The sequence below is a fragment of the Agrobacterium tumefaciens genome (genome assembly GCA_025560025.1).
In the GTDB taxonomy this organism is placed as follows: Bacteria; Pseudomonadota; Alphaproteobacteria; order Rhizobiales; family Rhizobiaceae; genus Agrobacterium.
Window position 1 is genome coordinate 1,466,091 of sequence record CP048485.1, and the last position, 22,787, is coordinate 1,488,877.

18 protein-coding genes are annotated in these 22,787 nt (G+C 51.3%); 9 read left to right on the forward strand and 9 right to left on the reverse strand.

The genetic code is table 11. The annotated features are described in order from the left end of the window. Positions 1 to 514: 514 nt before the first annotated feature. Positions 515 to 1,453 (reverse strand): hypothetical protein, encoded by a 939-nt coding sequence (locus FY152_07190; GenBank protein ID UXS31879.1) that lies wholly within the window; start codon positions 1,451 to 1,453, stop codon positions 515 to 517. A gap of 22 nt (positions 1,454 to 1,475) precedes the next feature. Here FY152_07190 and FY152_07195 point away from each other — a divergent pair, with 22 nt between their 5' ends. Further along, positions 1,476 to 2,360, forward strand: a complete 885-nt coding sequence (locus FY152_07195; protein UXS31880.1) for a hypothetical protein — start codon at positions 1,476 to 1,478, stop codon at positions 2,358 to 2,360. Between the two features lie 2 nt (positions 2,361 to 2,362). Here FY152_07195 and FY152_07200 read toward each other — a convergent pair whose 3' ends face one another. From FY152_07200 to FY152_07215, 4 genes are all read right to left on the reverse strand, one after another. Then, positions 2,363 to 2,665: a hypothetical protein gene (locus FY152_07200; GenBank protein UXS31881.1), complete on the reverse strand. Its 303-nt coding sequence runs from the start codon at positions 2,663 to 2,665 to the stop codon at positions 2,363 to 2,365. Continuing rightward, the gene (locus tag FY152_07205; GenBank protein ID UXS31882.1) at positions 2,662 to 3,537 is read right to left on the reverse strand and encodes an integrase; all 876 of its coding nucleotides are present in this window, start codon (positions 3,535 to 3,537) and stop codon (positions 2,662 to 2,664) included. Before FY152_07205 ends, FY152_07200 begins: the two co-directional genes overlap by 4 nt. Before the next feature lie 793 nt (positions 3,538 to 4,330). Then, positions 4,331 to 5,866, reverse strand: coding sequence for a hypothetical protein (locus FY152_07210; GenBank protein UXS31883.1), 1,536 nt, complete (start codon positions 5,864 to 5,866; stop codon positions 4,331 to 4,333). 47 nt (positions 5,867 to 5,913) lie between these two features. Continuing rightward, complete coding sequence (locus FY152_07215; protein UXS31884.1) at positions 5,914 to 6,807, reverse strand: helix-turn-helix transcriptional regulator; 894 nt, start codon at positions 6,805 to 6,807, stop codon at positions 5,914 to 5,916. 174 nt (positions 6,808 to 6,981) lie between these two features. Here FY152_07215 and FY152_07220 point away from each other — a divergent pair, with 174 nt between their 5' ends. The 4 genes from FY152_07220 (at position 6,982) to FY152_07235 (ending at position 11,933) form a co-directional block, all read left to right on the forward strand. Then, positions 6,982 to 8,214, forward strand: coding sequence for a PAS domain S-box protein (locus tag FY152_07220; protein UXS31885.1), 1,233 nt, complete (start codon positions 6,982 to 6,984; stop codon positions 8,212 to 8,214). A gap of 17 nt (positions 8,215 to 8,231) precedes the next feature. Further along, positions 8,232 to 9,734, forward strand: a complete 1,503-nt coding sequence (locus FY152_07225) for a tail fiber domain-containing protein (protein UXS31886.1) — start codon at positions 8,232 to 8,234, stop codon at positions 9,732 to 9,734. A gap of 107 nt (positions 9,735 to 9,841) precedes the next feature. After that, the gene (locus FY152_07230) at positions 9,842 to 10,393 is read left to right on the forward strand and encodes a hypothetical protein (protein ID UXS31887.1); all 552 of its coding nucleotides are present in this window, start codon (positions 9,842 to 9,844) and stop codon (positions 10,391 to 10,393) included. Between the two features lie 49 nt (positions 10,394 to 10,442). Beyond that, positions 10,443 to 11,933, forward strand: coding sequence for a methyl-accepting chemotaxis protein (locus FY152_07235; protein UXS31888.1), 1,491 nt, complete (start codon positions 10,443 to 10,445; stop codon positions 11,931 to 11,933). 722 nt (positions 11,934 to 12,655) lie between these two features. On the opposite strand, the gene FY152_07240 is transcribed toward FY152_07235, so the two are convergent. Beyond that, positions 12,656 to 13,270: a recombinase family protein gene (locus FY152_07240; GenBank protein ID UXS31889.1), complete on the reverse strand. Its 615-nt coding sequence runs from the start codon at positions 13,268 to 13,270 to the stop codon at positions 12,656 to 12,658. Between the two features lie 322 nt (positions 13,271 to 13,592). Here FY152_07240 and FY152_07245 point away from each other — a divergent pair, with 322 nt between their 5' ends. Next, complete coding sequence (locus FY152_07245) at positions 13,593 to 13,832, forward strand: hypothetical protein (protein ID UXS31890.1); 240 nt, start codon at positions 13,593 to 13,595, stop codon at positions 13,830 to 13,832. A gap of 175 nt (positions 13,833 to 14,007) precedes the next feature. Continuing rightward, positions 14,008 to 14,241, forward strand: coding sequence for a hypothetical protein (locus FY152_07250; protein ID UXS31891.1), 234 nt, complete (start codon positions 14,008 to 14,010; stop codon positions 14,239 to 14,241). A 166-nt stretch (positions 14,242 to 14,407) separates the two neighbouring features. Here FY152_07250 and FY152_07255 read toward each other — a convergent pair whose 3' ends face one another. From FY152_07255 to FY152_07265, 3 genes are all read right to left on the reverse strand, one after another. Beyond that, positions 14,408 to 14,953 (reverse strand): hypothetical protein, encoded by a 546-nt coding sequence (locus tag FY152_07255; GenBank protein ID UXS31892.1) that lies wholly within the window; start codon positions 14,951 to 14,953, stop codon positions 14,408 to 14,410. A 104-nt stretch (positions 14,954 to 15,057) separates the two neighbouring features. Further along, positions 15,058 to 15,489, reverse strand: a complete 432-nt coding sequence (locus FY152_07260) for a hypothetical protein (protein ID UXS31893.1) — start codon at positions 15,487 to 15,489, stop codon at positions 15,058 to 15,060. 81 nt (positions 15,490 to 15,570) lie between these two features. Next, a complete protein-coding gene (locus FY152_07265) occupies positions 15,571 to 16,692 on the reverse strand; it encodes an integrase (protein UXS33237.1) in 1,122 nt (373 codons plus the stop codon). Between the two features lie 746 nt (positions 16,693 to 17,438). Here FY152_07265 and FY152_07270 point away from each other — a divergent pair. Further along, positions 17,439 to 21,704, forward strand: coding sequence for a hypothetical protein (locus FY152_07270; protein ID UXS31894.1), 4,266 nt, complete (start codon positions 17,439 to 17,441; stop codon positions 21,702 to 21,704). A gap of 46 nt (positions 21,705 to 21,750) precedes the next feature. Continuing rightward, positions 21,751 to 22,782: a hypothetical protein gene (locus FY152_07275; GenBank protein UXS31895.1), complete on the forward strand. Its 1,032-nt coding sequence runs from the start codon at positions 21,751 to 21,753 to the stop codon at positions 22,780 to 22,782. Positions 22,783 to 22,787: the final 5 nt, after the last annotated feature.

Here is a 22,787-nt window from a genome sequence, read left to right on the forward strand (position 1 = left end):
AATGAGGAAAATCAATGCCTGATGAAGCAGGCCAAGTGGCGTTATAACTGAGTAGTTTCGTTGTATGTATTTTAGAACGTACTTACGAAAACTCGACCGCCGCCCAATACTGGCAGGGTTAATACCTAATAGACATCTCGTTTCCGCTCCATAGCGGCCCCGTCATACGCCTTCCGGCATTGACGGAAGGCCAAATTATTGGAGGTTCCCAGTGCCTATTCTTCCTATTTTGAAAACCTTTGCAGCAAAGCTTGGCCTATCCAAAAGAGCTGAAGCCAACGGGCGAAGCAATTGCGGCTCATCGATCCATGATCCGGCAAACGGCAGGTACGACAGCAATTACCCGCGAACACACCAGACTCTGATGCAGGTCGTTGCGGGGAGCGCATCGACATAATCCACATATTACGCAGACGAGCCTCCGGTAAACACCGGAGGCATTTTTGATGGATGCGCGGCGCAGCGCACTTAAGAACTCAAAGCAAAACACGATCACTTTGAATGAAAGTGTTATTTACCGAACCTTGACTGATTTGACGACGGTGAGATCGGAGGGTGGTAGGGTTGAAAACACCAGCAGAGATGAAATTTTACATGTTCGCTTGTCATCTATGCTGGCAATGGCCAAGACTTCGGGCGTTTCTTTAAGAGCGTAAATAGCGACCTCACTTTTCCCTATAGGAAAACCACTAACACGTAGCAATGTGCCATCATTTGGATCAACCTCGGTTAAGTTGGAGGTTTTCGATGAGGCCTTCAGACTTCTAATATCGCCATCAAATTCACGGAGTGTGGGCGTGCAACTCACTACCGATGTGGTCGCCCCCCCAAACATGATGAACAATCGGCGCCAAGACGCCGCCGCCTCAGTCCGTTGGTTACCCGGCTTCAGGTACGACCGAACATGATTTAGGAATGTGGTATCGACCGCATCTGTTTGGTTCAAATAAAATGTGTTGGTCGTAACTAGTGTCTCGGAGATGTTAGGCACATATTTCCAACGACTTTCCGGTTGGGGCTCCACTCCGGCAAGTCGCTCGCCGAGAACGAACGCAGCGTTTTGTATTTGTGGAACGTCTGGGCCGAAGGCCCACTGAGTAACTAGGAGAACGTCGGCGACCGGGTTGTAGAAAAGAATATACGTTTCCGTTGGTGCTACCATTGGAAATGCTGAAGCACCACGCATGAAGGCATCTAACATGATCAGATCGTGTTCAAAGGGGTAGCCATTGTTCAGGTGTGTGCGAAGAGAATTCACTATAGGGCTGAGCGCATTGCGCTCTAACAAGTTTGCCCGCAAAGACTTTCCAACACCTATTAGCTCCGCAGTTTTGCGAAGTTCCTTGGTGTAAGCAGTATCGGATTTCGTCCCGATTTTCCCAAGATTTTCAGCAAAGCATGTCGTTGTGATTGCGAAGCAGCAGCAAAGTAAATAAGGGAATAATAAGCGCAATTTCGAAACCTCTGAGGCTGTTATGCTAGTTTTTAGAAATGCTATCATACTATGTATTGGCCTCGCATCTCTTTTGAACATTAGCTCCAAAGCATTTGCCGACGACGATGTCGAATTGGCTATCGCAAGTGGAGATGCTATTCGCAATGTCGAAGAAGCGGTCAAGAGTAGCTCTGGCTGGCGACTTGCAGGCACTGTACTGAGTAAAGCTGGGCCTGTAAAAGATCTTTGGGATGCCGAAATAAAGCTCAATGCAGGGCAAGATCCCTCTGTGTCATATTCTGGGCTGGCGGCGAAAGCTTCTGCCGCATACGCCCTCAGCAAAGGCTCCTCGCCAGTTATAGAGCGTGCATGTAGGTCACGCGGAGGGATCGGGATTGCGGTTTGCGTTAGCACCGGGATAGGTCTGGCCTACACATCCTGGCAAGCCGCAGAAGCTGCTCAGAAACAGGGGGAAAAACTAATGGCCAGTCTAAATAAAGCGGGTAAGGCTGCAATAGCGAGAACAACCGAACGGTCGAGCAAGTGGAAATATATTGATGAAGATGGCTCGTGGCCGTGCGAAGCAATTTCGCTCGACGGTGACAACTGGATTGATGACTTAATTAAGGAAGATCTCGGAAACGCACCGGAGTGCCAGCTAGTAGCTAAAGACATTACAACGAATCTCGCGACCTACACCACCCAGTGCATTTATCGAACCGAGGCCTGCCCGAGTTGTGTCGATGTCGCAAGCAGCACACCTCGGTCTGGTGGAACGCCCGCATCAACAACTATACACCAACTCGAAGTCAGAGTCGAAAGAGCCAGTCAAGATCGAGTTCTTTACAGTTGGCGAGAGTCAAGAAGCTCGGGTGAAAACTCGTCCGGACGCAGCGAATATAACCGCTGCATGGCTCCATACTAACCTCACCAATAAATCACCAACTCGGGATGCTCCGTTGCAATTGACGGCCGGAACGCATCTTGTTCGAGAAAGCGCGGCCGCCACGTGTAGGTGAACTGTTCCTGTTTCAACCACTCTTCGAGCGCACGGGCAGCTGCCGTACCAGACAGATCGAACGGAAGTTCCTGCACCACCCGATACTGCCGATGGCCTTCGAACGCCACGGCATCGACAGCCGTGGCGATTGTGGCAGGGTTGAATAGCTTTTTGGCATACTTGGCACGATAGCTGACCGCCATCATGCAGTTGCCTTCCGCCCGTTTCATTGAAAGGCACTCCCCAAATAAATATCCGTGATCTTGAGGCGGCCATGGCCAAGTTCGGCGGAGATTTGTCGGCGCGCAGCGCGATCGGCCTCACGTTCCTGTTGCGTCATGGTGGCCCAGTCTTTGCCGCCCGCCAGCGGGCAGGCTTGGCCGGTCAGAACCTTGTAGCGGTTCTGGGCATAGGCGTGCCGGAACCCGTGCGTGTTACGAAGATTCACCTTGAGGGTCTGGTACTCGAACCGTTTGAGGTGTTCGACATAGCTGAGTTCCGCGGGGATCAGTGAGCCGCGACCGGGCACGAGTTTCATGACATGCTGGAGGACATGGCGCTGTTCCAGCGTAGTGATCGGGATGGTGCGTGCCCTGCCCCCTTTGGTCCAACTGGCTTGCAAGGTGACGTGGTCGCCGCGTATGGCCGCCAGCGGCTGGAACTTCATCGCCTCCTCGCGGCGCAGGCCGAAGGCCGCTTGCAACAACAGGGAGGCTTGGATGTACGGGCAATCAATGGCTTTGAACTTGGCGGGATCGAGGGTCTGGGCGCGGTTGCGGGTGATTTCGCCACGTTCGGCCACGCCGTAGGCGGCGTTGTCGCGGTTGACGACGTTCGGCTTGTTGACCTTTTCGGCCCACCATCGCAGCCACGTCAGCCGGTTGCGGATGCTGGCATCGGTAGTGTCGGCATCGAGCCATCGCTCGACCAGTGCTTCGATATGTTTGGGTTTGAGGGATTCAGCGGACGGTAGCTTGTAGCCGAGGTCGCTGAGATCGTTCGCCATTGCGGTCAGGCCGCGTTTGCGGTTGGTCTGGGTGCCGTAAGAGCCATCTTTGTTGCGCTGGCACAGATGCACGAGGTCCATAGTAAGGTTATCCATCTAGCTTCCTTCCTTGAGAGGTCGGTGAGTGTTGATGGCTGATGCCTGTCCTTGGATCAGGTCACCCCGCGAAGGTCATTCGCGGCGAGCGCCGGAATGCGTCAGTCAGTGGTCCTTTCGTGGTAAAAGCCCCCCGAGCCAGCCGGATGGCTGGCCTGTGTGGTCTGCCCTGTTGGGCACCGGCACCCGTTCGGGTGAAGAACAGGTGTCGGGAACGAATGCCGCTGCGGCGGCGCGCGGATAGATGAAGCAGGCATGGAAGCCCTCCTTTTGCTGGGAAAACGGTGAGTGAGATGGATCAGCGTTAGGCGTGATCTGGGGAGATAGTGAACGGCGCCGTGTGTCATTTCCAGCGGCCTGCGCTGAAAATGATCAGCGAAGCGGAGCGCCAAGGGCGCTGTCATTGCGGTGTCATGTAGAATCCTTTGCGTGCAAGCGGCGGCGGCTCTGGATTTGGTGGCGGTCCGTCACTCCCTAATAAATAAGGGAGTGACGGACCGCCGTCGCCCGCACGGTCGGATGTGCGACATCCGACCTGTCCCTCTTTTCGCTTTGCGTGACGTGATTGTGCCCTGAGAGAGGTCAGCAGACGATGGCACCCTGCCCTGTCTCCGCCAACCCGCAAGCCGTGTGCCGCCGCGAGCGGTCTCCCGAGCACAGGCTTGCAGAACGTCGGATACGACAGGCCATAAGGGGCCATCTGCCGACCACTCTCGTGAGCATCACGCCCCTGCTCCGCTCAAGGCGGGAGCGCGTGCGGCTAAGGCCTCCATGCGGAGCCTTCGGCTAGTCTTTAAGTACGGGTACTTTGTCCGACTAAAGCGTCAGCCCGGTCTGAAAACTCTTCAATCCGGCTGAAAGGGACTATTCGCGGATTGTCCGTAATGACCGGAAATTTAGAAACCAGCATATGCTGTATGCTGTTGATTGAGAGCTTGGACGTAAGCAGGTCTCCGCGCTCACGTTCTTTTTCGAGCGCCTTTTCGTATGCGCGCACGTAGAGGCGGTTGAAGCGTGCAAAGCGCTCTGCGTCATGCTCGACTTGTGCGAGAGCTACAAAATTGTTTTTGCATTGGACGTTCCAGATTACCCCATCCCGAACGGTAACAACGTCAAATTCGCTTCCATTCACTCTGGTGATATTTTGATGAACAAACCCCTGCTTCTCCAAAGCTTTCGCTACAGCATCTTCGAAAATGAAGCCTGACCGAATTTGGAACCGCTTACGTTGATCGAGAGTGCGACCTCTCCAATGGTACATAAAGCGGCTCAGCAAGCTGACCGTAGATGAGTAATGGCCATTCATCAGGACGAATGGTGAATAAGTGGACAAACAGCCTACGTAATCCTTCGCGTGATTGATAATTGCCGTCCTTAGTGACGCAGGCGTTTGAAGATAGTTGAATAGTTTGTCCAACTGCTTCGGTGAAATTTTTACCCAGAAATCTCGTTCGACATACTCCCGCGAAAGCTTGTCGATCAGCGCAGCAACAGGCTCAAAGTCAGTGGTAGTCAAGTCAAACTCCGCATAGGCGGCACGAACCAGTAGAATATCGTTTCTCAACTCAGCCGCAGAAAAAAGCGCGCTCTCCGGTTGAGGTTCTCGTCGCTCGAGTATTTCATGACCCTCGGCGGTGATGGGCATATCCGTGACGCCTGCACGTTCAGGTTCAAGGAAAAACTTATTCAGCACCCGTAATGTCGGTACGGAATGGGCGGTGATACCAAGCTTTGCCTTAGCAACGTGCTCAAGAAGCGCATTCTGCGCTCCCATTAACTGAATTCCATCCAGTTCGACAATCGGCAGAAAAATAGTGAATGCGTCTGACTGTGTGACCGGAACATTGCCCCGACATGCGGTCGGCATCATATGAAGCAAAGCGACAAAATGCCGACGTCGCGATTGGAAATAACCAACCATATACGCAAACGACTGTAAGCCGCCAACAGGTTCATAAACCCCTATCTGGGCAAAGCTCCAACTCATAGAGACACCCAACCCAATCAGATTGCAAATACGGTTGGCAAACGTCTCGCTGTAATGGTGTGTGAGTTGCTGACGAACCTCTATGAAGAGTTCGGGATGATTGAGAAATTCTGTCAGAGGCGTATGAAAAAACATCTCTTCAAAGGTATCGTTGTCGAAACCGGCTAAACCTAAATTGAAAACTTCTTCAACAGCGCGGATTATATCGAGCCACCACGCCATAGCGCTAATTGGCTCATATTGTGCGAGGCTCGCCGCTATGCGTTGCTCGTGCAGGGCTATGCGGTTTTCAATGACGTTCCGAGGGGAGCGAGCCGTTACTATTCCGCTATTGTTAGCCAAGACCATATCTTTCTCACTTTCACAGATGCGAGTTGAGCAACTTAAAGCTACGAGATTTTACGGAACTCCGAAGGAGTGACGCCCACTAGTTCACGGAACGTCTTAATGAAATTCTGCACGGTTCCGAAACCGAGATTTTCAGCTATCTCGGAAATGGTCGCCCGTGAACTGACCAGAACCGACTTCGCAAAGTTCACCCGTTCCTTGTTGATATAGCGGACGGGTGAATCGCCGAACGTCTCTTTGAAGAACCGTGAAAAGTGAAATCGGCTCATCCGTACGAGGGATGAAAGCTCATCAAGAGTCATGTCCTTGGTGAGATTGGCTGTTATGTACTCGGACACGAGGCGTTCTTGTGCGCGACTTAGTCTGCCACGCTTCATCTCGAAGACATCGTTGGTGAGTACCATATTAAGCTCAAATACAGCAGCCAGACCCAAGGTTTCCATGTACATGGCCTGATAGGGCTCCACCTGGCTGAGCAAATCCGCAATTTTCAGCATTGTTGACTGTATGCTCTTGCTTCGAAAGTAGATGTGCGGCGAGAGCAACTTAACCGGAAAAATGGCTTCAAGTTCATCGCCTATCAAATGAGGATCAAACGTGAGAGCAACGATCTGGTTCTCTCGCGGCTCAAGAGTAACCCACCCCTTAAAATCCACCTGTTTTGGGATATACGTGATCGTCTCGCGTATGTCTTTGCGATTGGAGGCGGCCTTCCCTCCCACTTCCCATTCCCCCTCAGCGCGTACAAGGTCGTGATACGCTAGATAGTGGTGGCTAGGATTTCCGCCGCGAAACTCATAACTTTTAGCTGAGCTCAAATCGATGAGCTCAACTGAAAAACCTTTCCAGAATGATGCACGTGAATGTTCAACGTCTTTAGAAGACTTCTTCACGTCAAATAATAGCGCGAACTTATCTCGCTTAACCCCAGTCATGCGGCGACATTACCACAATCGCAGGATGGTCATAGGTTGCATATTAGCGACACATGATAATATATCGTGCACTTAATCTTTACACATAGCAAAAATAATTAATAATGCGCAAAAAGGTTTAACTGCGTGCGTGTATTAAGTGTGTTTAATAAAGAAAATGATGAGTCAGCCATCATGTCTGCGCTTCATCGTTCTCAAGCTATTATTCACTTTACTACCGATGGCACGATTATATGGGCAAATCCCAACTTCTGCAAAGCATTGGGTTATTCCCTATCTGAAATACAGGGCCAACATCATCGTATTTTCGTAGACCCCTACTATGCTGCAAGCCCACACTATCAAGCCTTCTGGTCCGATCTGGGTGCGGGAAAATTCAAGAGTTCCCAGTACAAGCGCATCGCCAAAGGTGGTCGCGAGGTTTACATCGAGGCGACCTACAATCCCATCCTCGATAGGAATAATAAGCCGTTTAAGATCGTCAAGATTGCGACCGACATTACGGTCAAGACACGCAAAATGCGGGAAGCTCTCGATCGGACTCAGGCTGTCATCTCGTTCAATATGGATGGCACAATTCTTGAAGCCAACTTGCTGTTCTTGAATGCCGTTGGTTACAGCTTCGAGGACATCCGAGGGAAGCATCACAGCATCTTTATGGACCCTGTCGAAGCGCAAAGCCCTTCATATGGCGAATTTTGGAAAGCGTTGAACCGAGGAGAGTTTCGTGCTGGTGACTTCCGTCGAATAGGCAAAGGCGGTCAAGAGATTTGGATTCGAGCCAGCTATAACCCGGTCTTTGGGAATGATGGTCTGCCCTACATGATCACCAAATTCGCCACCGACATCACCCAGCAGAAGCGTATCGCCAAACAGACTGCTGAAGTCGCCACATCTGTCGCCACCGCAACGCATGAAATGAGCGGTTCGATTCAAGATATCGCCAAGAACATGGCCCTCACCCGCGACAATGTTGAAAACATTTCTGATGAAACGGCGAATGCAACCGCGTTTATCGATCACTTGATGGATTCGGCCAAAAACATGGGAGAAGTCGTCAGCCTGATCAAAGCCATTTCCAGCCAGATCAACATGCTTTCCCTCAACGCTGCCATTGAAGCCGCCCGTGCGGGTGAAGCTGGACGGGGATTCTCTGTAGTTGCTGACGAGGTCAAGAAGCTCGCCAATCAGACTGGCGCTTCAACTGAAAAAATCACGGTCGAGATCAGCGACATGCAAAGTATCTCAAAAAAGGTATCCGACACGCTTTTGAGGATCAAAGAACTCTTAGATGGGGTTTCGGCCCGCGCCCATACCGTAGCAGCGGCTACCGAACAGCAGGCATCTGTCACCAATGATATCGCCAAAAACGTCATGACGGTCAGCGAACTGGTCAATCGAAGATAAATAATCCGTACTGAAACATGAATCCCCCGTTCATCCACTCTCTTTTGCTGAAATATAAAGTCTCAAGACATTTCTCATTATTCGTTTTTGTCTGTCTCTCAAGCGGACTGATTTCAACCTTCTCTCACGCCGAGACCGTGCAAGGCAGCTATGGTGTTTCCACAACTGGATATTTGGAGGCCGTCAGCGCAACCGGCCCATGGATCGCCACTCAGTCGGAAGCTGAAGACGGCGCGAATAACGATCAGTTGATGACACCGCTACGCGTCAAACAGGCTTTAATTTCAGCTTTGGGTACGGGAAATTTTAGTGGTGACCGTATTGTGTCCGGTACAGCGTCCCTCACCGTCGACACAGCCGGAACAGTAACTCAGCGTTCGAGTGGTAACAGCAAGCTTGCACTGCAAGGCGATGGCTCTAATTTCATTGAGTTGGGAAACACCCGCACGACGAACAACTACGCTTATATCGATCTGATTGGGGACGCCACCTACACCGATTACGGCTTGCGGCTTATTCGCGATAATGCTGGACCAAATGCTAATTCGTGGCTCCAGCACAGAGGTACAGGCGGGCTGCATCTTATGACGCAAGAAGCCGCGCCAATCGTTTTCCGCACAAGTAATACCGAGCAAATGCGTGTCCTTCCGAATGGGAATGTGGGTATTGGTACATCTTTACCGCAAGCACCCATGGAAGTTGCCGGCATAACAACTGCGCGCGCCATTGCCCAGGGAAGCGTGGGGCTTGGCCACATTTCTGAGACGGGGTGGGATGGAAACGGAATTATTTTCACAAATTCCTATATAACATCTTCCGTCACCCACCGCTCCATAGTTCAGAATGGCGGAAACTTGTACTTCGGACGTCATAGCTCGTCAGGGCATACAACAGACATGTTCATTGCTGAATCAGGTCGTGTTGGTATTGGCACAAGCTCTCCCCGCACGTCACTCGATAGTCCGCGCGGAGCAGTATTTAATGAGGTCAGCGTAGGGGCGTGTCCGTTTGGTAGCTGCGTAGGAGATAATATTGATTACTCCTACGAGGCAATACAACTCCCAGGCGGAACGAACTTGCGACTCTTCTTTGGCTCTAATCAGCGGTTCATTTTCGGCAATGACGGCACCCCCTACAAACCTAATGGTGGTTCTTGGGCTGCCATTTCAGACAAACGCCTTAAGCAGGTTGAGGGCAGTTATACCCGTGGCCTAAAACAGATCGCGGGCCTCAATCCAGTTCGTTACCATTACACCAAAAATAATCCACTTCAGCAGCCTTCAGACAAGGAATATGTCGGCCTGCTGGCGCAGGACGTGCAACCGCATTTCCCAGAAGCAGTGCACAAAGCCGAGGATGGTTATTACCGTCTCGACACGACCTCCATCAATTTCGCCATGATCAATGCCGTCAAAGAACTCAAATCTGAAAATGACGATCTCAAAACCGAGATGCGTCGGTTCCGACAGGATTTTGAGGATTACAAACACCGCCACTCTCAGGTGGTCCAAGTTAAATAATGAAAGCCCCCCATGTGAAAATCGCTCATCTCGTGCTTGTCACGGTCGTCCTAGCTCCAGCAATTCGAGCGCAAGAGCGCGCAGCGGCTGGAGCTATAGAAACTCAAATGTCTTGGACTGCTTTAAGCGCAAAGGCTGACGCGGCTAAATTTGCAGCTGACGCTGTAGATATCCGGGTAAATCAAGTTGTGGCCTGTGCGCGCGCTGGGATGCTCTACGCCCCTGAAGCGCCAGGGGCAAATACACAAGGATGCTTACTATCCAAACTGGATCCAAGCTTCACTACTAAATTAGACATACTTAACTCAAACATAAACAGCGTAAACTCCTGCGCCGCGAGCGGTGGTTTCTATAACCGCAACACACATTCTTGTTCACAAATAAAAATGCCAGATCCAGCGGCTCTAAATGTTCAGAGCCATACTCGAACCATGTGCGTAAATGGTGGAAATCATACACTTGAGGCAGGTTGCCCATCAGGACAACGCTTATTGGGTTGCGGCGGGGGACCGGGCGATCAGCTTGAACGCGGCGAGTATTGGGTGCTCATGCCGGACTTTAAAGGGAATAAATGCATCGGACATGCCGGCAATCCGTGGTGCAATCCCGACAACTACTATGGGCAGACCATCGTAACCGCCATCTGCTACGCCCCGTGACTTTAGCCTTCAACAAAATATCCAACTAAAATAATAAAAAGAATACCACATGCTCAAAACCATTCGCGCCAAACTAATAACGCTGGCAATAACATCCATTTTGTCCATATTGGCAATAAGCGGGTTCGGTTACTACGGGTTCTTTAAATTAGAAGCCGCGCTCACCAAAGCTAACACTGACACTATTCCAACCCTTATAACATCGGGCCGGATGTCGTTAGATGTAGCGAGATTGCGGATGTTAGATGCGCAATATGCAACGGAACCTCATGAAGTTGATCGCAACGATCTTAAGAAACAAGCGATCTCAGTTCTACAGGATATTACGCGTACTCAAAATGAATATGAACAGCTTAATTCGTTGCCTCAAGAGCCAGAGACTTATGATGCTTTCAAAAAAGCATTCTCTACCTATCTCAACCACAAGCCTGCTCTAGCCACTCTTGTAGAGGCCGGAAAGGTCGAAGATGCAACAACGCTGTTCAATGGACTGATGAAGAACTCTTACGATGAAGCGCTTCAGCATATGCAAACAATCGTTCAAATGAATAGCGCGGCTGCTGATCTACGTGCAGCTGATGCAGATAGAACCGAGAGTAATATTTCAATATTGATGTTGGCGAATGTTGTAGGCGCTATTTTGCTCTCAATAATCCTTCAAACCTCCATTCTTCGGAGTGTTTCGATGGGCCTTTCTGAACTTGGCCGTTGTCTTAAATCGCTCTCTACGCTCGATTTAAAAGCCAAGGCCAATGTTATAGCTCAAGATGAAATCGGACACGCTTTATCATTATATAATAACACCTTGATTGAGCTCAAAACGGTAATCAGCCATACAAAAGAAGCATCTAGTACAGTATCGGCAGCCTCCAGTGAACTCAGTTCAACGATGGATTCTTTGTCAACGGCGACAACTGAACAATCGGCGGCACTAGCGGAAATTGCTTCTGCCGTTGAACAAACCTCTTCATCAGCCTTGTCCGTCAAAGAGCGAACAGAGCTTTCGGTACGCGCTACACGTGAGGTAGAAGACGAGTTCAGAACGACTACCGAAAGTTTGAGAGAGCTTCACAGCAGCGCAATCGGAATTGAAGAAGCACGTGGCGTTATTCAGGATATATCCGAACAGATCAATTTGCTTGCCTTGAATGCTGCCATTGAAGCTGCCCGTGCGGGTGATGCAGGGCGCGGCTTTGCTGTCGTGGCGGACGAGGTACGTAAACTTGCGAACTCAACAGGTATTTCGACCCAGCAAATCACTGAACGCATCGTGCGATTAAAAGGCTCTGTTGAAAAGATTACGAGCAGTCTATCACGCTCAGTCTCATTGGTGACAGACGTGACAAACAACGGACAACTCATGCTTTCCTCAGTCACAGAACAAACAGCTGCAATCGAACAAATAAGTAATTCGATGCAGCATTTTCAAAATCAGATGAATGGCATGGTTCTAAGTATTAACGAATCTAAAAGCGCGTCTGCCGGTCTCTCGGAAACCGCTGTCGGCCTTTCCGATACAGCTACCAAATTCAATACTTAATTAGGTTTCAAGACATCATGAGAGCTTTTAATCTCACTTGGCCACAATGCGGTACACACCAAGTTCGTGGATCGGGTTATCCAGACGAACTCAGGATCCAATTAGCGGAAGCGGTACGAAAGGACGCAGTTCCGCAGGAGATCACCGCGAAATAAGAATTAATCCAACTACAAGTTATCTTCAGACATGCAGGTTTTAGATACTCCTTTCCAGAGCGAGAAAGACAATCTCGAATTGTACCTACTTCAGCTAAAGGCGAATTCCGTAGCTCTTATCCGTGAGATGAATGTTCTTAACGCCGCCGTAAAAAAAGAGATCAGGTTTATCGAAAATCTCATTGAAAAGATAAAAAACAACAACACCCCCTGAGCGGCTGAAACGCCCGATATTGTCGATCTAACAGGTAAAGCCGTTTCCTAAACGGAAAACATCAACATAAACAAATAGAAAACAGATCTTTAATGAATTTTAGCGAACCCATGCTTATGCAAGAACTTGATGATGTTGATCATCGCCAATTCTTGGTTTTTGTGACAAATCACTGTCTCAAGGGTAAGCCCATGCATCGCGAGTCATTGACGACTACCGTGTTCAAGCTAATCCAAATCTCGCGCAATATGGATCTTGAGCAAGTAGAACGCGACGCAGCGGCCACACTTGCGACAGGTTTGGCGAACGCTGCCATTCAAGCTCATGGTCCCAATAGTGAATTCAGTTATATGCTAACCTCCGGTATCCAGAGCCTTATCGACAAACACCATTAAAGTGCGTTGGATGCGATAAATCGTACTCTCACTCACTCCAAACGTGTGAGAAATTGTAGCACATGTCTCCCCAAGCTCTCTACGCTCCTTGATCACTTGTTTTTCGCGATGCCCTAATTTGGGTTTCCGCCCGAATTTGACCCCGCGTTCTCGCGCAGATTTTCTACCCTGTGCAGTATTTTCCAGTATGCGCTTCCGCTGCCAGCGTGCAGCCCATCCCACGAGAAAGACAATTAGATCTGCCATCTCGGAGGTGGTGTCTATGAAAGGCTCATCCAATAGCCGCAGCCCCGCACCCGCATCCTTCACCGTTTTGAGGATATTCACCAGATCAAGCGGATCACGCGCCACCCGATCGGTAGCGGTTGCCAACATGATGTCACCGGGCTGAAGGCTGGCCAGAAGGCCTGCAAGCTCCTGCCGGTCATTGCGGTTCTTGCCGCTGCGCTTTTCATGAAAGATCTGCGTGCACCCCGCCCTCGTCAGTCGGTCGATCTGATAGGCGAGGTCTTGAGCCTCGGTGCTGACGCGAGCGTAACCAATGAGCCGCACGGGCGGGTGAATCTGGGGCATAGCGAGGTCTCCGGATTAAATCCCTTGAAGACCGCGAACATCGAAAAGGTTGCTTAAGGGATGCTTGATATTTACTACCCGCCAAAAGTCACGACTTTTGCAAGTAGGCCTGATTCACAATTTGTAACGTGAGATAAACTTTATCAATACTGAATCTATTCAGATTTACATTGTCGCTTCACGAGGTCAATGCGGGGGATACGGCGGGCAAGCCCCCGTCAAAAGTCGTGATTTTTGATAGTCACGATTCCGGAATGCCCGCGCAATGCGGGCCTTATCTTTCGGGGCCATTCTCATGATTTCGTGCAAGAACATTTCATTCATGACCATACCCGTTGTCCTGCTTGCTCTTGGAGGATGCAGTAATGGTGACGACAGGCCCATGGCCGCCGATGTGGCAGCAGCGGCGGGTGTGGAGAGTTTCACCACACTCGATTGCAAAAAAACCAACGATGGAAAGCCGGGCTATCTGTGTTTTTATAAATCGCCGCAGTTGAATGCATACGCCGCCGAAATCAGAATCGAAAAAGGCTGGTTCGGCTGGAACCGGATCAGCAACTAACCTCGGCACCACCATTTCATTGCTCGTTTTAAAACAGGTTGTTTAAATGCGTCATCACATAATGAAAGTAGCCTCAGCAGTCGGGCTTGCCGCTACCATACTCGCCGGTTGCTCTGACAAAAGCGATGAACTTATCGGGTCGTGGACCGCCTCAGTCCCCGCGGGCAAGCTCGTCATGGAATTCATGGAAGGCGGCGCAGGCAAGGCCTCTGCAGCAGGCACCGAAAAGCTGTTCAAGTGGCAGCGGGTGGAGGGCACCATTCCGGACGGTTACCAAGGCTTGCTCCACTTATCCAATCCCGAGAGCACAGCCAAAGACCTCACCTGCGCCTACAAAATTGTGGGATACAACCTCTCCTACGCCAATTGCGAACTCCAGACTGCGGTGTTCACGCGGGTGAAGACGTAGGGCATCCCGCCTTACGGATAACAGCATCGCAACACATTAGGCGTCCCCTGAAACACGATGCGTGATGGAGGGAGTTGGAACGAAATTACGCGCTCCACTCCCTCGCCTTTGTTGGACCATTCCTCCACCAAGTCGAAGAACAGATCGGCACCCCGCCAGACTTGCGCTAGCTATCCTTCTGCACGAAGAGTTTCCCGCGTTGGCGTGCATCGGCACGCCATAACTTGCGGCGTGCGTCCGGTGTTTCCAAATGCCTGTATTTCCCGCCTGAGAATTTCGGCCAGTCCAGCGCCATACCGGCGCTGACCATTTCAGCCGACAGGTCGCGTCCATCCGGCAAAAAACATTCTGCCACCACACGGTCGTAGGACAGTTCCGGCCTGATCCGCGCGGTAATAGTCTGGCCCTTGCATAGTTTGACCAACGCCCATTTGGACTGCTTACCGTAGGGGTGGTCAAGTTCGGGAGCATCAATCCCGGCCAGGCGAATATGACGGTTATCGATCACAATCGTGTCGCCATCAACAACCCAGCACGTACCTTGAAGGAGGGTATCTAGTGGCGCCGGCGGGACTACGATTGGACGCGGGGCGGCATAGGACCGGGAAGCCGGGGAAGTCACAATGACAACCGGCCGCGACTGATTCTGCCAGAGTGACGAGCGCCTTCGTTTCCCGAAAAACGCTCGTATTAATATGCGAAATAGCCTCATGCCCACGACCCGCTACAATCTGTCTTTTCAGTCAGAATGATACCCTTAAGTTGCAATTAAGGGAAAGGGGCACTTTTGCGGATCATTGTGTATGGCTAAACCTTTTACGCAGTCTTGTTGGCGTGGGTAGAACACGTGAACTTTCGGCGGCGATAATAAGCCTCCCATGCTAGCCGTATATCCGCAAACGACCATTCGCGGCGACGGCCATAGGCTGGGCTTGGGCGACTGTAGCAATCCACGAGTCCGGTTTCCCGTTGGAACTTCATGAACCATGCCGAGGATTTCGGTTTGCCGCGTGGCGTTGGTTCGATCTGGCGGACGATGCCGCTGTGCGCCCAGCAGTCGTTCGGGTTAGGGACCGACGCCGGATTTGTGAGGTATGCCCGCAGTCTCTGCAAGGTGACATCATCGGGTGGCTGGTGGATATCCTTCCGCAGTTCCGCAACGGCTAGCGCTGCGCCCTGGCGCGCGGCCTCGCGCAGCATGCCATTCAATTGATCGCCGGTCAGCACCAGCGCCTGCATTGGTTCCATGAGCACACCCTTCCGATGACGACACAATGTGGCTCGGTGGCGCGCTTTAGGTAAGGATATAGTTAGGAAAATGACCTGTGCTCACAGACCCGCCAATTCACCCAGCCTTTGAGTGACAGGACGAAGCGGATCGACCAGCCCAAGATCGTAAATCATCGTGGTTTCTAGGTTGCCCTTGTGATCGACGTAGTGGGAGACCGCCTCACGAGATACGCCCTGCCCGGTCAGCATCAGCGAGATCGCGATGCGCTTGAGATCATACAGCTGAAAGTGATCCGGCACTCCTCGCAACGCTTTGAAGCGCGCCAGTCCCTTACGGAAGTTGTCGCGCGGCTGTGACGGGTTCGTATGGGACGGAAATACGAGCTTGCTTTCCGGCCAGCGGTCGCGCTGGGCACGGACCATCGCCGCCACCTTGCTGTGGATCGGCACCGTACGGTAAGCATACTCATAGAGCGAACGCGAGAGTTTGATACCCTTGGTGTTGTGTTTATTCCAGACCAACGTATCGAGATTGAAATGTGCGAACTCGGCACCGGCAAGGTCGCTCGGGCGAGCCATGGTCAGGAAGAGGATGCCCATGTAGTTGCATAGCTCAGCCATTTGGTCATTGGCCGTCATAATATGGGCTTTAACGAGAGCTTCGTCCCGCTTTGCCAGACCGCTCATGCTGTCGATGTCTGGCACCGCTTCAAACACTGGATAGAAAATATGCGCGGTTATCTGGCGGATTTGCTCCACAGTATAATCCCGCCGCTGACGAATGACTTTACGCTTTTTCAGAGGATGGGCAGGATTGCGCATATCAACTAGTTGCATTCGGATAGCCCAATTAAACAGAGCCAAGACATGCCGAAGCGCGGTATTGTAGACATATGGAGAGGCAAACTGCTTCTGGTACCGTTCAATATCCAAGGGCTTAATTGACGACAACGGCCGATCCAGAAACATCGTGCCGAGATCGATGTAGTTTCGGATATTGCCGCCCCTCTTCGTCACGAGTTTAGGAGCATGGCGGAGCCATTTCGCCATCAGCACTACAAAGGAATACTTATAGCCGTCCGACAACCCGGAAACGTGGCTTTCCCAGTAGCGGTCAATCGCTTCACGGACGGTCATGAGGTGGATGCGGCGCGGGTCGCTCTCATCAAGATCAGGATTCTCGCCCGCATGAAGTCGCCTTTCGCGATCAATCACGGCCAACCGCGCTGAGGCAACGTTTAAGATGATCGTTGACCCAAGAGCCTTCCGGTGTCGCTTTTGATTGAAAACATAAGCATGCACAAAGGTCTTGTTACCCAATGCCGTCACACGCAGTCCAAGTCCTGCAACTGAGCCATTCCGGACGATTCCGTCACCACCAATCGGGTAATCCCAATAAATTTCCTGATCCTTTTCCGCAGGACAAATCGCTTGGGCAACCACTAGATCAGTTAAGTAGATATTCGGCATTTCATGTAACTTCCATGTAACGGATTTCGACTGAATGTTACATGAAAAGTGCCATAATGACGAAATATCAATTTTGCAAAATGATTAAATAACAATCATTTACATGTGTTTCATGAATCTAAAAATTAGTCTGGAGCCGCTACGAATCTGAGGGTCAGGAGTTCGAATCTCTTCGGGCGCGCCAAATTTTCCAAATACTTACGTGATTTCAGCCCGGCAATGCCGGGCTCATGTAACTTTGGTGTAACCGCACCACAATATCTTGTCTGGTGATGATGTCGGGCTACTTCTTCACCTTCATGCAGATGCTTATAGCGGGCATTTAATTTATCCGGCTTTATCCTGGCGGGTCCGAAACTAGGTCGCGCTTTGCTATCGGAGCGTGTTTTATTTTGTGATTATCTACTCAACTTAGTCGCAACCACTAGTCAGAACAAAAAATGAACAATAATATGCGGAGCTCATATTAAGCCCTACTCCGCAGGTACATCCCTCTCGTGTCAGAATATATTCCCCTCTCTCGCCATTTCAGACCCGTCAATGCAGACGAGGCCGAATATCGGTCTCAGCGCGAGATGGCCTATGCATTTGGGAAATCCGTTGAGCAAGGATGGGAAATTGTCCTTAATGCGCGCCGGGCCGTGGTTCTGGCCGAAGGTGGCAACGGCAAAACAGAAGAGTTTCGGCAACAGGTCCTAAAACTGAAAGCAGACGGTCAGTTTGCCGTCTTTGTTCCCGTCGAGGACCTCGACAATTCAAGCCTAGAGGACGCGCTCGATGTGAGCGATGGGACCCTGTTCACCGCATGGATGGCGTCCGACCAAGCAGGATATTTTTTCCTCGATTCGGTTGATGAAGCGCGTCTTACCCAAAAGAGCTTTTCTCGCTGTGTACGCAATCTGCAGAAGGCTATTCACGGCCACGCCGAACGGGCCACAATCGTTATAAGTTGCCGTTGGAGTGATTGGGATAGGAAAGAAGACCTTAAACTCTTGAACGACAAGCTGACTCTAGTGACACGCACGCCGGGCGAAGAAACTACCCGCGAGCAGGTGCTTGTGTCTTTGCTAGAGGTTCGTGGCGGGGACAAGGACACGGCCGCAGCAGCTACGGCCAAGGTGCACGAATTCCAAACTTTCATTCTGGAGGAGCTCGATGTCGAGCAACGCACTGCCTTTATCAAGGCCAAAGGAGTTCGGAACGCGGCCGCCTTTTCGCGCGAGCTTGATCGCAACGGTCTTTTGCCATTGGCAGGCAGGCCGAAGGACTTACTAGACTTTGTCGACTACTGGCACAGTAATGACGAGCGCCTTGGTACACGTGTCGAGATGCTCCGCTTTGTAATCGACATGCGCCTGCGCGAGGACCGCCAACACCATCCAGGTATTCAAGACATATCTTTGGACGAACTTCGTCTGGGCGCTGCCCGCATCGCGGCCGCCATGGTCCTCGGTAGGACATTCTACGTTCGTGCGGGACAGGATGACGGTAACGGTAACACCGAGTGGCTGGATCCTCTCGCGCTGTTGCCGGATTGGAGCCAACCTAAAGTTAGCGCGCTTTTGCGCCGAGGTCTGTTTACACCCGCAAGCCTTGGACGCTCCAAGTTTCATCATCGAGAAGCGATGGAGTTTCTTTCCGCAATCTGGTTAAAACACCTGCTAGACAACGGCTGTCCACCCACGGTCATCCGTGATCAGATCGTCGTCAGTCTTTACGGGCAGGAAACCATCATCCCGTCGCGACGCGCGACTGCTGCGTGGCTCGCAGTATTGGACGATGGGTTTCAAAAGGACATTATCGCCCGTGAACCTCTGGTTCTTATTCAGCATGGCGACCCCGGCTCATTGTCGATCTCAGCGCGACAAGAGCTCCTGCATACTTACGCTGCCCTGCATGCCCAACACCGGATCAGCAATGATCAACTCGACGGCACTCGGCTCTGGATGTTCGCCGATAGCGGCCTTGAAGGCACCATTCTTGAAATCTGGCCCGACCACTATGAGTATGACCTTCGCGGTGATCTCATTCGATTGATTATGTCGGGGAAGCTGAGAGGATGTCTCCCTTCCGTTCGCCAGCTTTTAGATTCTCCTTGTGCAAACCACCACCAAGGACCGTGGGCGCTTGAATGCATGATCGAGCTCGAAGATGACGATGCGGTGCACGCATTCTCCGAGCAGTACATGGCAACTTATCGGGAGATGACGACCTCTTACCAGACTTGGTTCGCCAAGCTGCTCTATCCTCGGTTCCTTACTCTTGATCAGCTCTTTGAGGTAATTGAGAATTCGCGACCGCCAACTAAAGGCCGTGTGGATGGATTCGGGTACGAAATCCGGGATCTATGGAAGCGGTGTCCAGAGCAAGACAAGCCGGGATTCGCACTGCGAATAGCAACGCTGGCACTCAAGCCGCCATATGCGTCAGATTACCATCGCATCTCCGCTCGGTATCGTTTTCTGGCTCGGCATATCGAATCGGTGTGTCGTGGCCTTCTTCAGCGCAATCCAGTTGACAACCCAACCGACGAGCTAATCCGCTGTCTGATCGTGTATCAGCGCAGTGACCGGCAAAGTAACAGTTTCGACCGGGACGAAGAGCCTCTACACCAGATCGTTGCCAACAGGCCGCGCACCAAAAGGGCCTTGTTATGGGCGGAAGCACATGAGGCCCGCACAAACGCTGAAACCGACCGCAATATCGTGGCCGTATGGCAGTTACACTCGATTTTCCGTTTGCTGGCGGATTTCAACGCTAACGACGCAATGTGGCTCTTCACCGACCTTAAGGATGAATCAATCCACCTGGACGACAGGAAAATCGCCTTGAGCGCCCTATGGAAACTCGCGCAACAGAGGCGACTCCCAGATGCAGAGTGCATTGAAGATGCGATTTCAGCGGACGGCGCATTGCAGGCGTATTGGGCGGAACTACAGGCCCCTCCTCCAGAAGACGCGGACATCAAGCGACTGGAGAGGAGAAACGCCGACTGGGAACTGAAAGAAGAAAAAAAGAAACTTAAAGCACGCGCTAGCTGGCTTGAGTTTCAACGGGACATCGTGGCCGATCCAGCCCGTTTACGCGACCCTAAAATGGGTTTTACCCATATGCACCACGTATCTGAACTGGTGAAACGAAAAACACACCATGCTGATGAACGCTTTATTGATGACATTGCTCTCGTCGACTCCCTCTTCTCGTCTGAGGTTCGCAAAATCTACGAAGACATTCTGCGTGAGCATTGGCGTGCTCTTGAGGTTAGAGAGAGTGAAGTCAACACATGGAACCAGATATATGGTCGAGCAGGCGTCTATCTAGAGTTCCGTGAGAATCTTCCGGCTTTCGATGCTTTGCCGGAAGACATGGCCCGAAAAGCGATTGCACTTGGTGTCTGGGATTATCACCGCGATTGGCTTCAGAGACTTATTGACCGCAGGCTCGAGATCGGTTTGCCGCTCGTTACCGCAAAACTGGCCAAAGATTTGAGCAGCAAGGACGGACATAACAGCTTCCTCTACTACTACGCTCGTCAGACCACCGATGTTCCTGCCCCCGTCGTCGCTTGCCTGCTGAAGGTGCTCGAAGTGGGCCTCCTGGACAATCTCGCTCATCTGGGACAGGTCATCACTATTCTGCTTAAGTCCAATCTGGCTTCCCATAATACCGGTCTTGCCGCTAAAGCATTTCGAACCGCATTGGATACGGCAATTTCGTGCAAGGACATTCCGAGGCAGGCACATTGTATCGGTGGACTTTTGGCGCTCGACCTACCAGAGGGTGTGGAAGCTCTTTTCAGCAGCATCTCTAAAGCCAAGGACGCCCATAGAGTTAGCTTGCTGATTGCTGTATTTTCTACGCTGTTCGACAACAACCACAGCGGAATTGCAGTGTCTGTGCTCGCGCGTCTGGAGGTGCAGCAACTCGCTGACCTTTACAAAATCGGCGATCGTATTTTGCCAAAGCCTGAATACTCAGGCGGATCAGTCACCGAATTTCATCATGCACGAGACGGGTTGGGAGCTGTGCTCTCTGCCCTTGAGGGCAAGCTTGGTCTTGATGCCTACATGGCAATGTATGACCTGGCCAAGACCGACGCCCCTGGCGATGGCTGGTACCTGAAGAAAGCCAAGGCGATGCTAGAGCGCGACAGTGAACCGCAGGAATGGGACGTAAGTGAAGTGTTAGCCTTCGAAAAGGGCTTCCTCGCACCAATTAAGAACGGCAAACAGCTCCACGCTGCGGTTACGAATGCGTTGGAGCGTGTTCGGGATGATCTCACCTACGCCGATGCGTCCATTGCCGAGATCCTCAAGATCGTCGCTGAAAAGGAAGTGCGCGACGAGAACGCATTGCGGAACGCGGTGATGAGCAAACTTATCGATAGCAACCCTACGATTTTCCATACCGCACGGGAGAACCATGTCGGACAGGAAAAGCGCCCGGACATTTTCATTGCAGGTGCAACATGTCCTTTCCAGGTCGCCGTCGAAGTGAAGCAGGCCGATTATTGGTCAGGCCGCGAGTTAGTACAGGCACTAGAGACCCAATTGGTGGGTCAGTACCTCTATCCGCAACGCCGCCGCAACGGCATTCTCCTGCTGATAAATACGGGAACTAAGAAAAGCTGGCAAATACCCAGCAGTCCGAAGAGGTTGGGGTTTGCAGCACTGGTGCAAGCCTTACAGACGATAGCAACCAGTCTTAGCAACGTAAATGGCCGAGAAAATGTATCGGTGTTTGGCCTAGATACCACAACGTGAGTGATCAAGCAGACCGTCGCTATATAACAGTGAATGACATGTTGCCATGGATAAACCTTTTACTACTTTGAACGAATTGCCACATATCGACACCTCAAATTTATGTGGGCGAAAGGTCTACTTGATACCTTTATGGGATAAGGTGAGCTGGAAGACGTGGACACCTATTGAAGACGGCAACCTCTTGGAATTGTCGCTCGTGGGCGTGCTGAGGTCAGACTATCTCGCGGAAGCTGCGGCACACAAAGACGATGTCTACATCCCTTTTATAGAATTGGTTTGGCAACATCTTAGCTGGCCGAACATAATGAGAGAAATGTCTGGCCTTGCTACAGACATTCACCTCATGGCGACGATCGCCGCGAAACTTGAACACTACCACTCCGCACAGGAAGCTATCGGCAAAGACCTCCTCACCACTTTCGTTAATTCCGAAGTTGAGCATCTCCTGGTAATTGCTCGATCAATGTTTGATCTTTTGCAGGCCATGATTGCTCATCTTTGGATTGAGCACGTTCGGATTGACGATCCAGCGCTCGAGAAAAGTCGCAAGCAGCGCCCCATGCAAGCGACATTCTCTAAAATAGTCTTGGACGGCCAAAAATTGCGGACCGCCGCAGAGATACAGGAAAAATACAGCATTCCTGCTGTTATGGCTGAGATGTACGTCAAGCATGCGCCTTTTTTCCAGTCCGTTCGAACTGCCCGCGATCACGTTGTCCATTACGGTAAATCGACGGATTCCGTTTATGCAACTGAGCGAGGATTTTGCGTAAATCCGAACGCACCATATTTCCGAGATTTCCCTTGGCTGGACGAACATCACTACAATGAGAATATTGTCACACTGAAGCCGTGGCTTGCCCGTTTGGTCGGTCAGACCCTGGAAGCGTGCTCTGACATTCTGTTGTCGATAAATAACCAGATTGGCTTTCCACCACCCTTAGCTCCGAGACATCATGTTTTTATTCGTGATCCTGCTGCCCCTGCACTCCTGCGTCTCATTGGCGCATCAGATGTTGCAGATCACTGGTGGGCCGACATACCCAACGACACAAATGAAGGTGAATTCAACTAGCTTAC

Excerpts from the sequence above, each read along its gene's own strand:
- FY152_07195 (UXS31880.1), top strand. The coding sequence starts at position 1,476 with ATGCTAGTTTTTAGAAATGCTATCATACTATGTATTGGCCTCGCATCT.
- FY152_07200 (UXS31881.1), bottom strand. The coding sequence starts at position 2,665 with ATGAAACGGGCGGAAGGCAACTGCATGATGGCGGTCAGCTATCGTGCC.
- FY152_07205 (UXS31882.1), bottom strand. The coding sequence starts at position 3,537 with ATGGATAACCTTACTATGGACCTCGTGCATCTGTGCCAGCGCAACAAA.
- FY152_07215 (UXS31884.1), bottom strand. The coding sequence starts at position 6,807 with ATGACTGGGGTTAAGCGAGATAAGTTCGCGCTATTATTTGACGTGAAG.
- FY152_07220 (UXS31885.1), top strand. The coding sequence starts at position 6,982 with ATGTCTGCGCTTCATCGTTCTCAAGCTATTATTCACTTTACTACCGAT.
- FY152_07225 (UXS31886.1), top strand. The coding sequence starts at position 8,232 with ATGAATCCCCCGTTCATCCACTCTCTTTTGCTGAAATATAAAGTCTCA.
- FY152_07230 (UXS31887.1), top strand. The coding sequence starts at position 9,842 with ATGTCTTGGACTGCTTTAAGCGCAAAGGCTGACGCGGCTAAATTTGCA.
- FY152_07235 (UXS31888.1), top strand. The coding sequence starts at position 10,443 with ATGCTCAAAACCATTCGCGCCAAACTAATAACGCTGGCAATAACATCC.
- FY152_07240 (UXS31889.1), bottom strand. The coding sequence starts at position 13,270 with ATGCCCCAGATTCACCCGCCCGTGCGGCTCATTGGTTACGCTCGCGTC.
- FY152_07245 (UXS31890.1), top strand. The coding sequence starts at position 13,593 with ATGACCATACCCGTTGTCCTGCTTGCTCTTGGAGGATGCAGTAATGGT.
- FY152_07250 (UXS31891.1), top strand. The coding sequence starts at position 14,008 with ATGGAATTCATGGAAGGCGGCGCAGGCAAGGCCTCTGCAGCAGGCACC.
- FY152_07255 (UXS31892.1), bottom strand. The coding sequence starts at position 14,953 with ATGAGGCTATTTCGCATATTAATACGAGCGTTTTTCGGGAAACGAAGG.
- FY152_07260 (UXS31893.1), bottom strand. The coding sequence starts at position 15,489 with ATGGAACCAATGCAGGCGCTGGTGCTGACCGGCGATCAATTGAATGGC.
- FY152_07275 (UXS31895.1), top strand. The coding sequence starts at position 21,751 with ATGGATAAACCTTTTACTACTTTGAACGAATTGCCACATATCGACACC.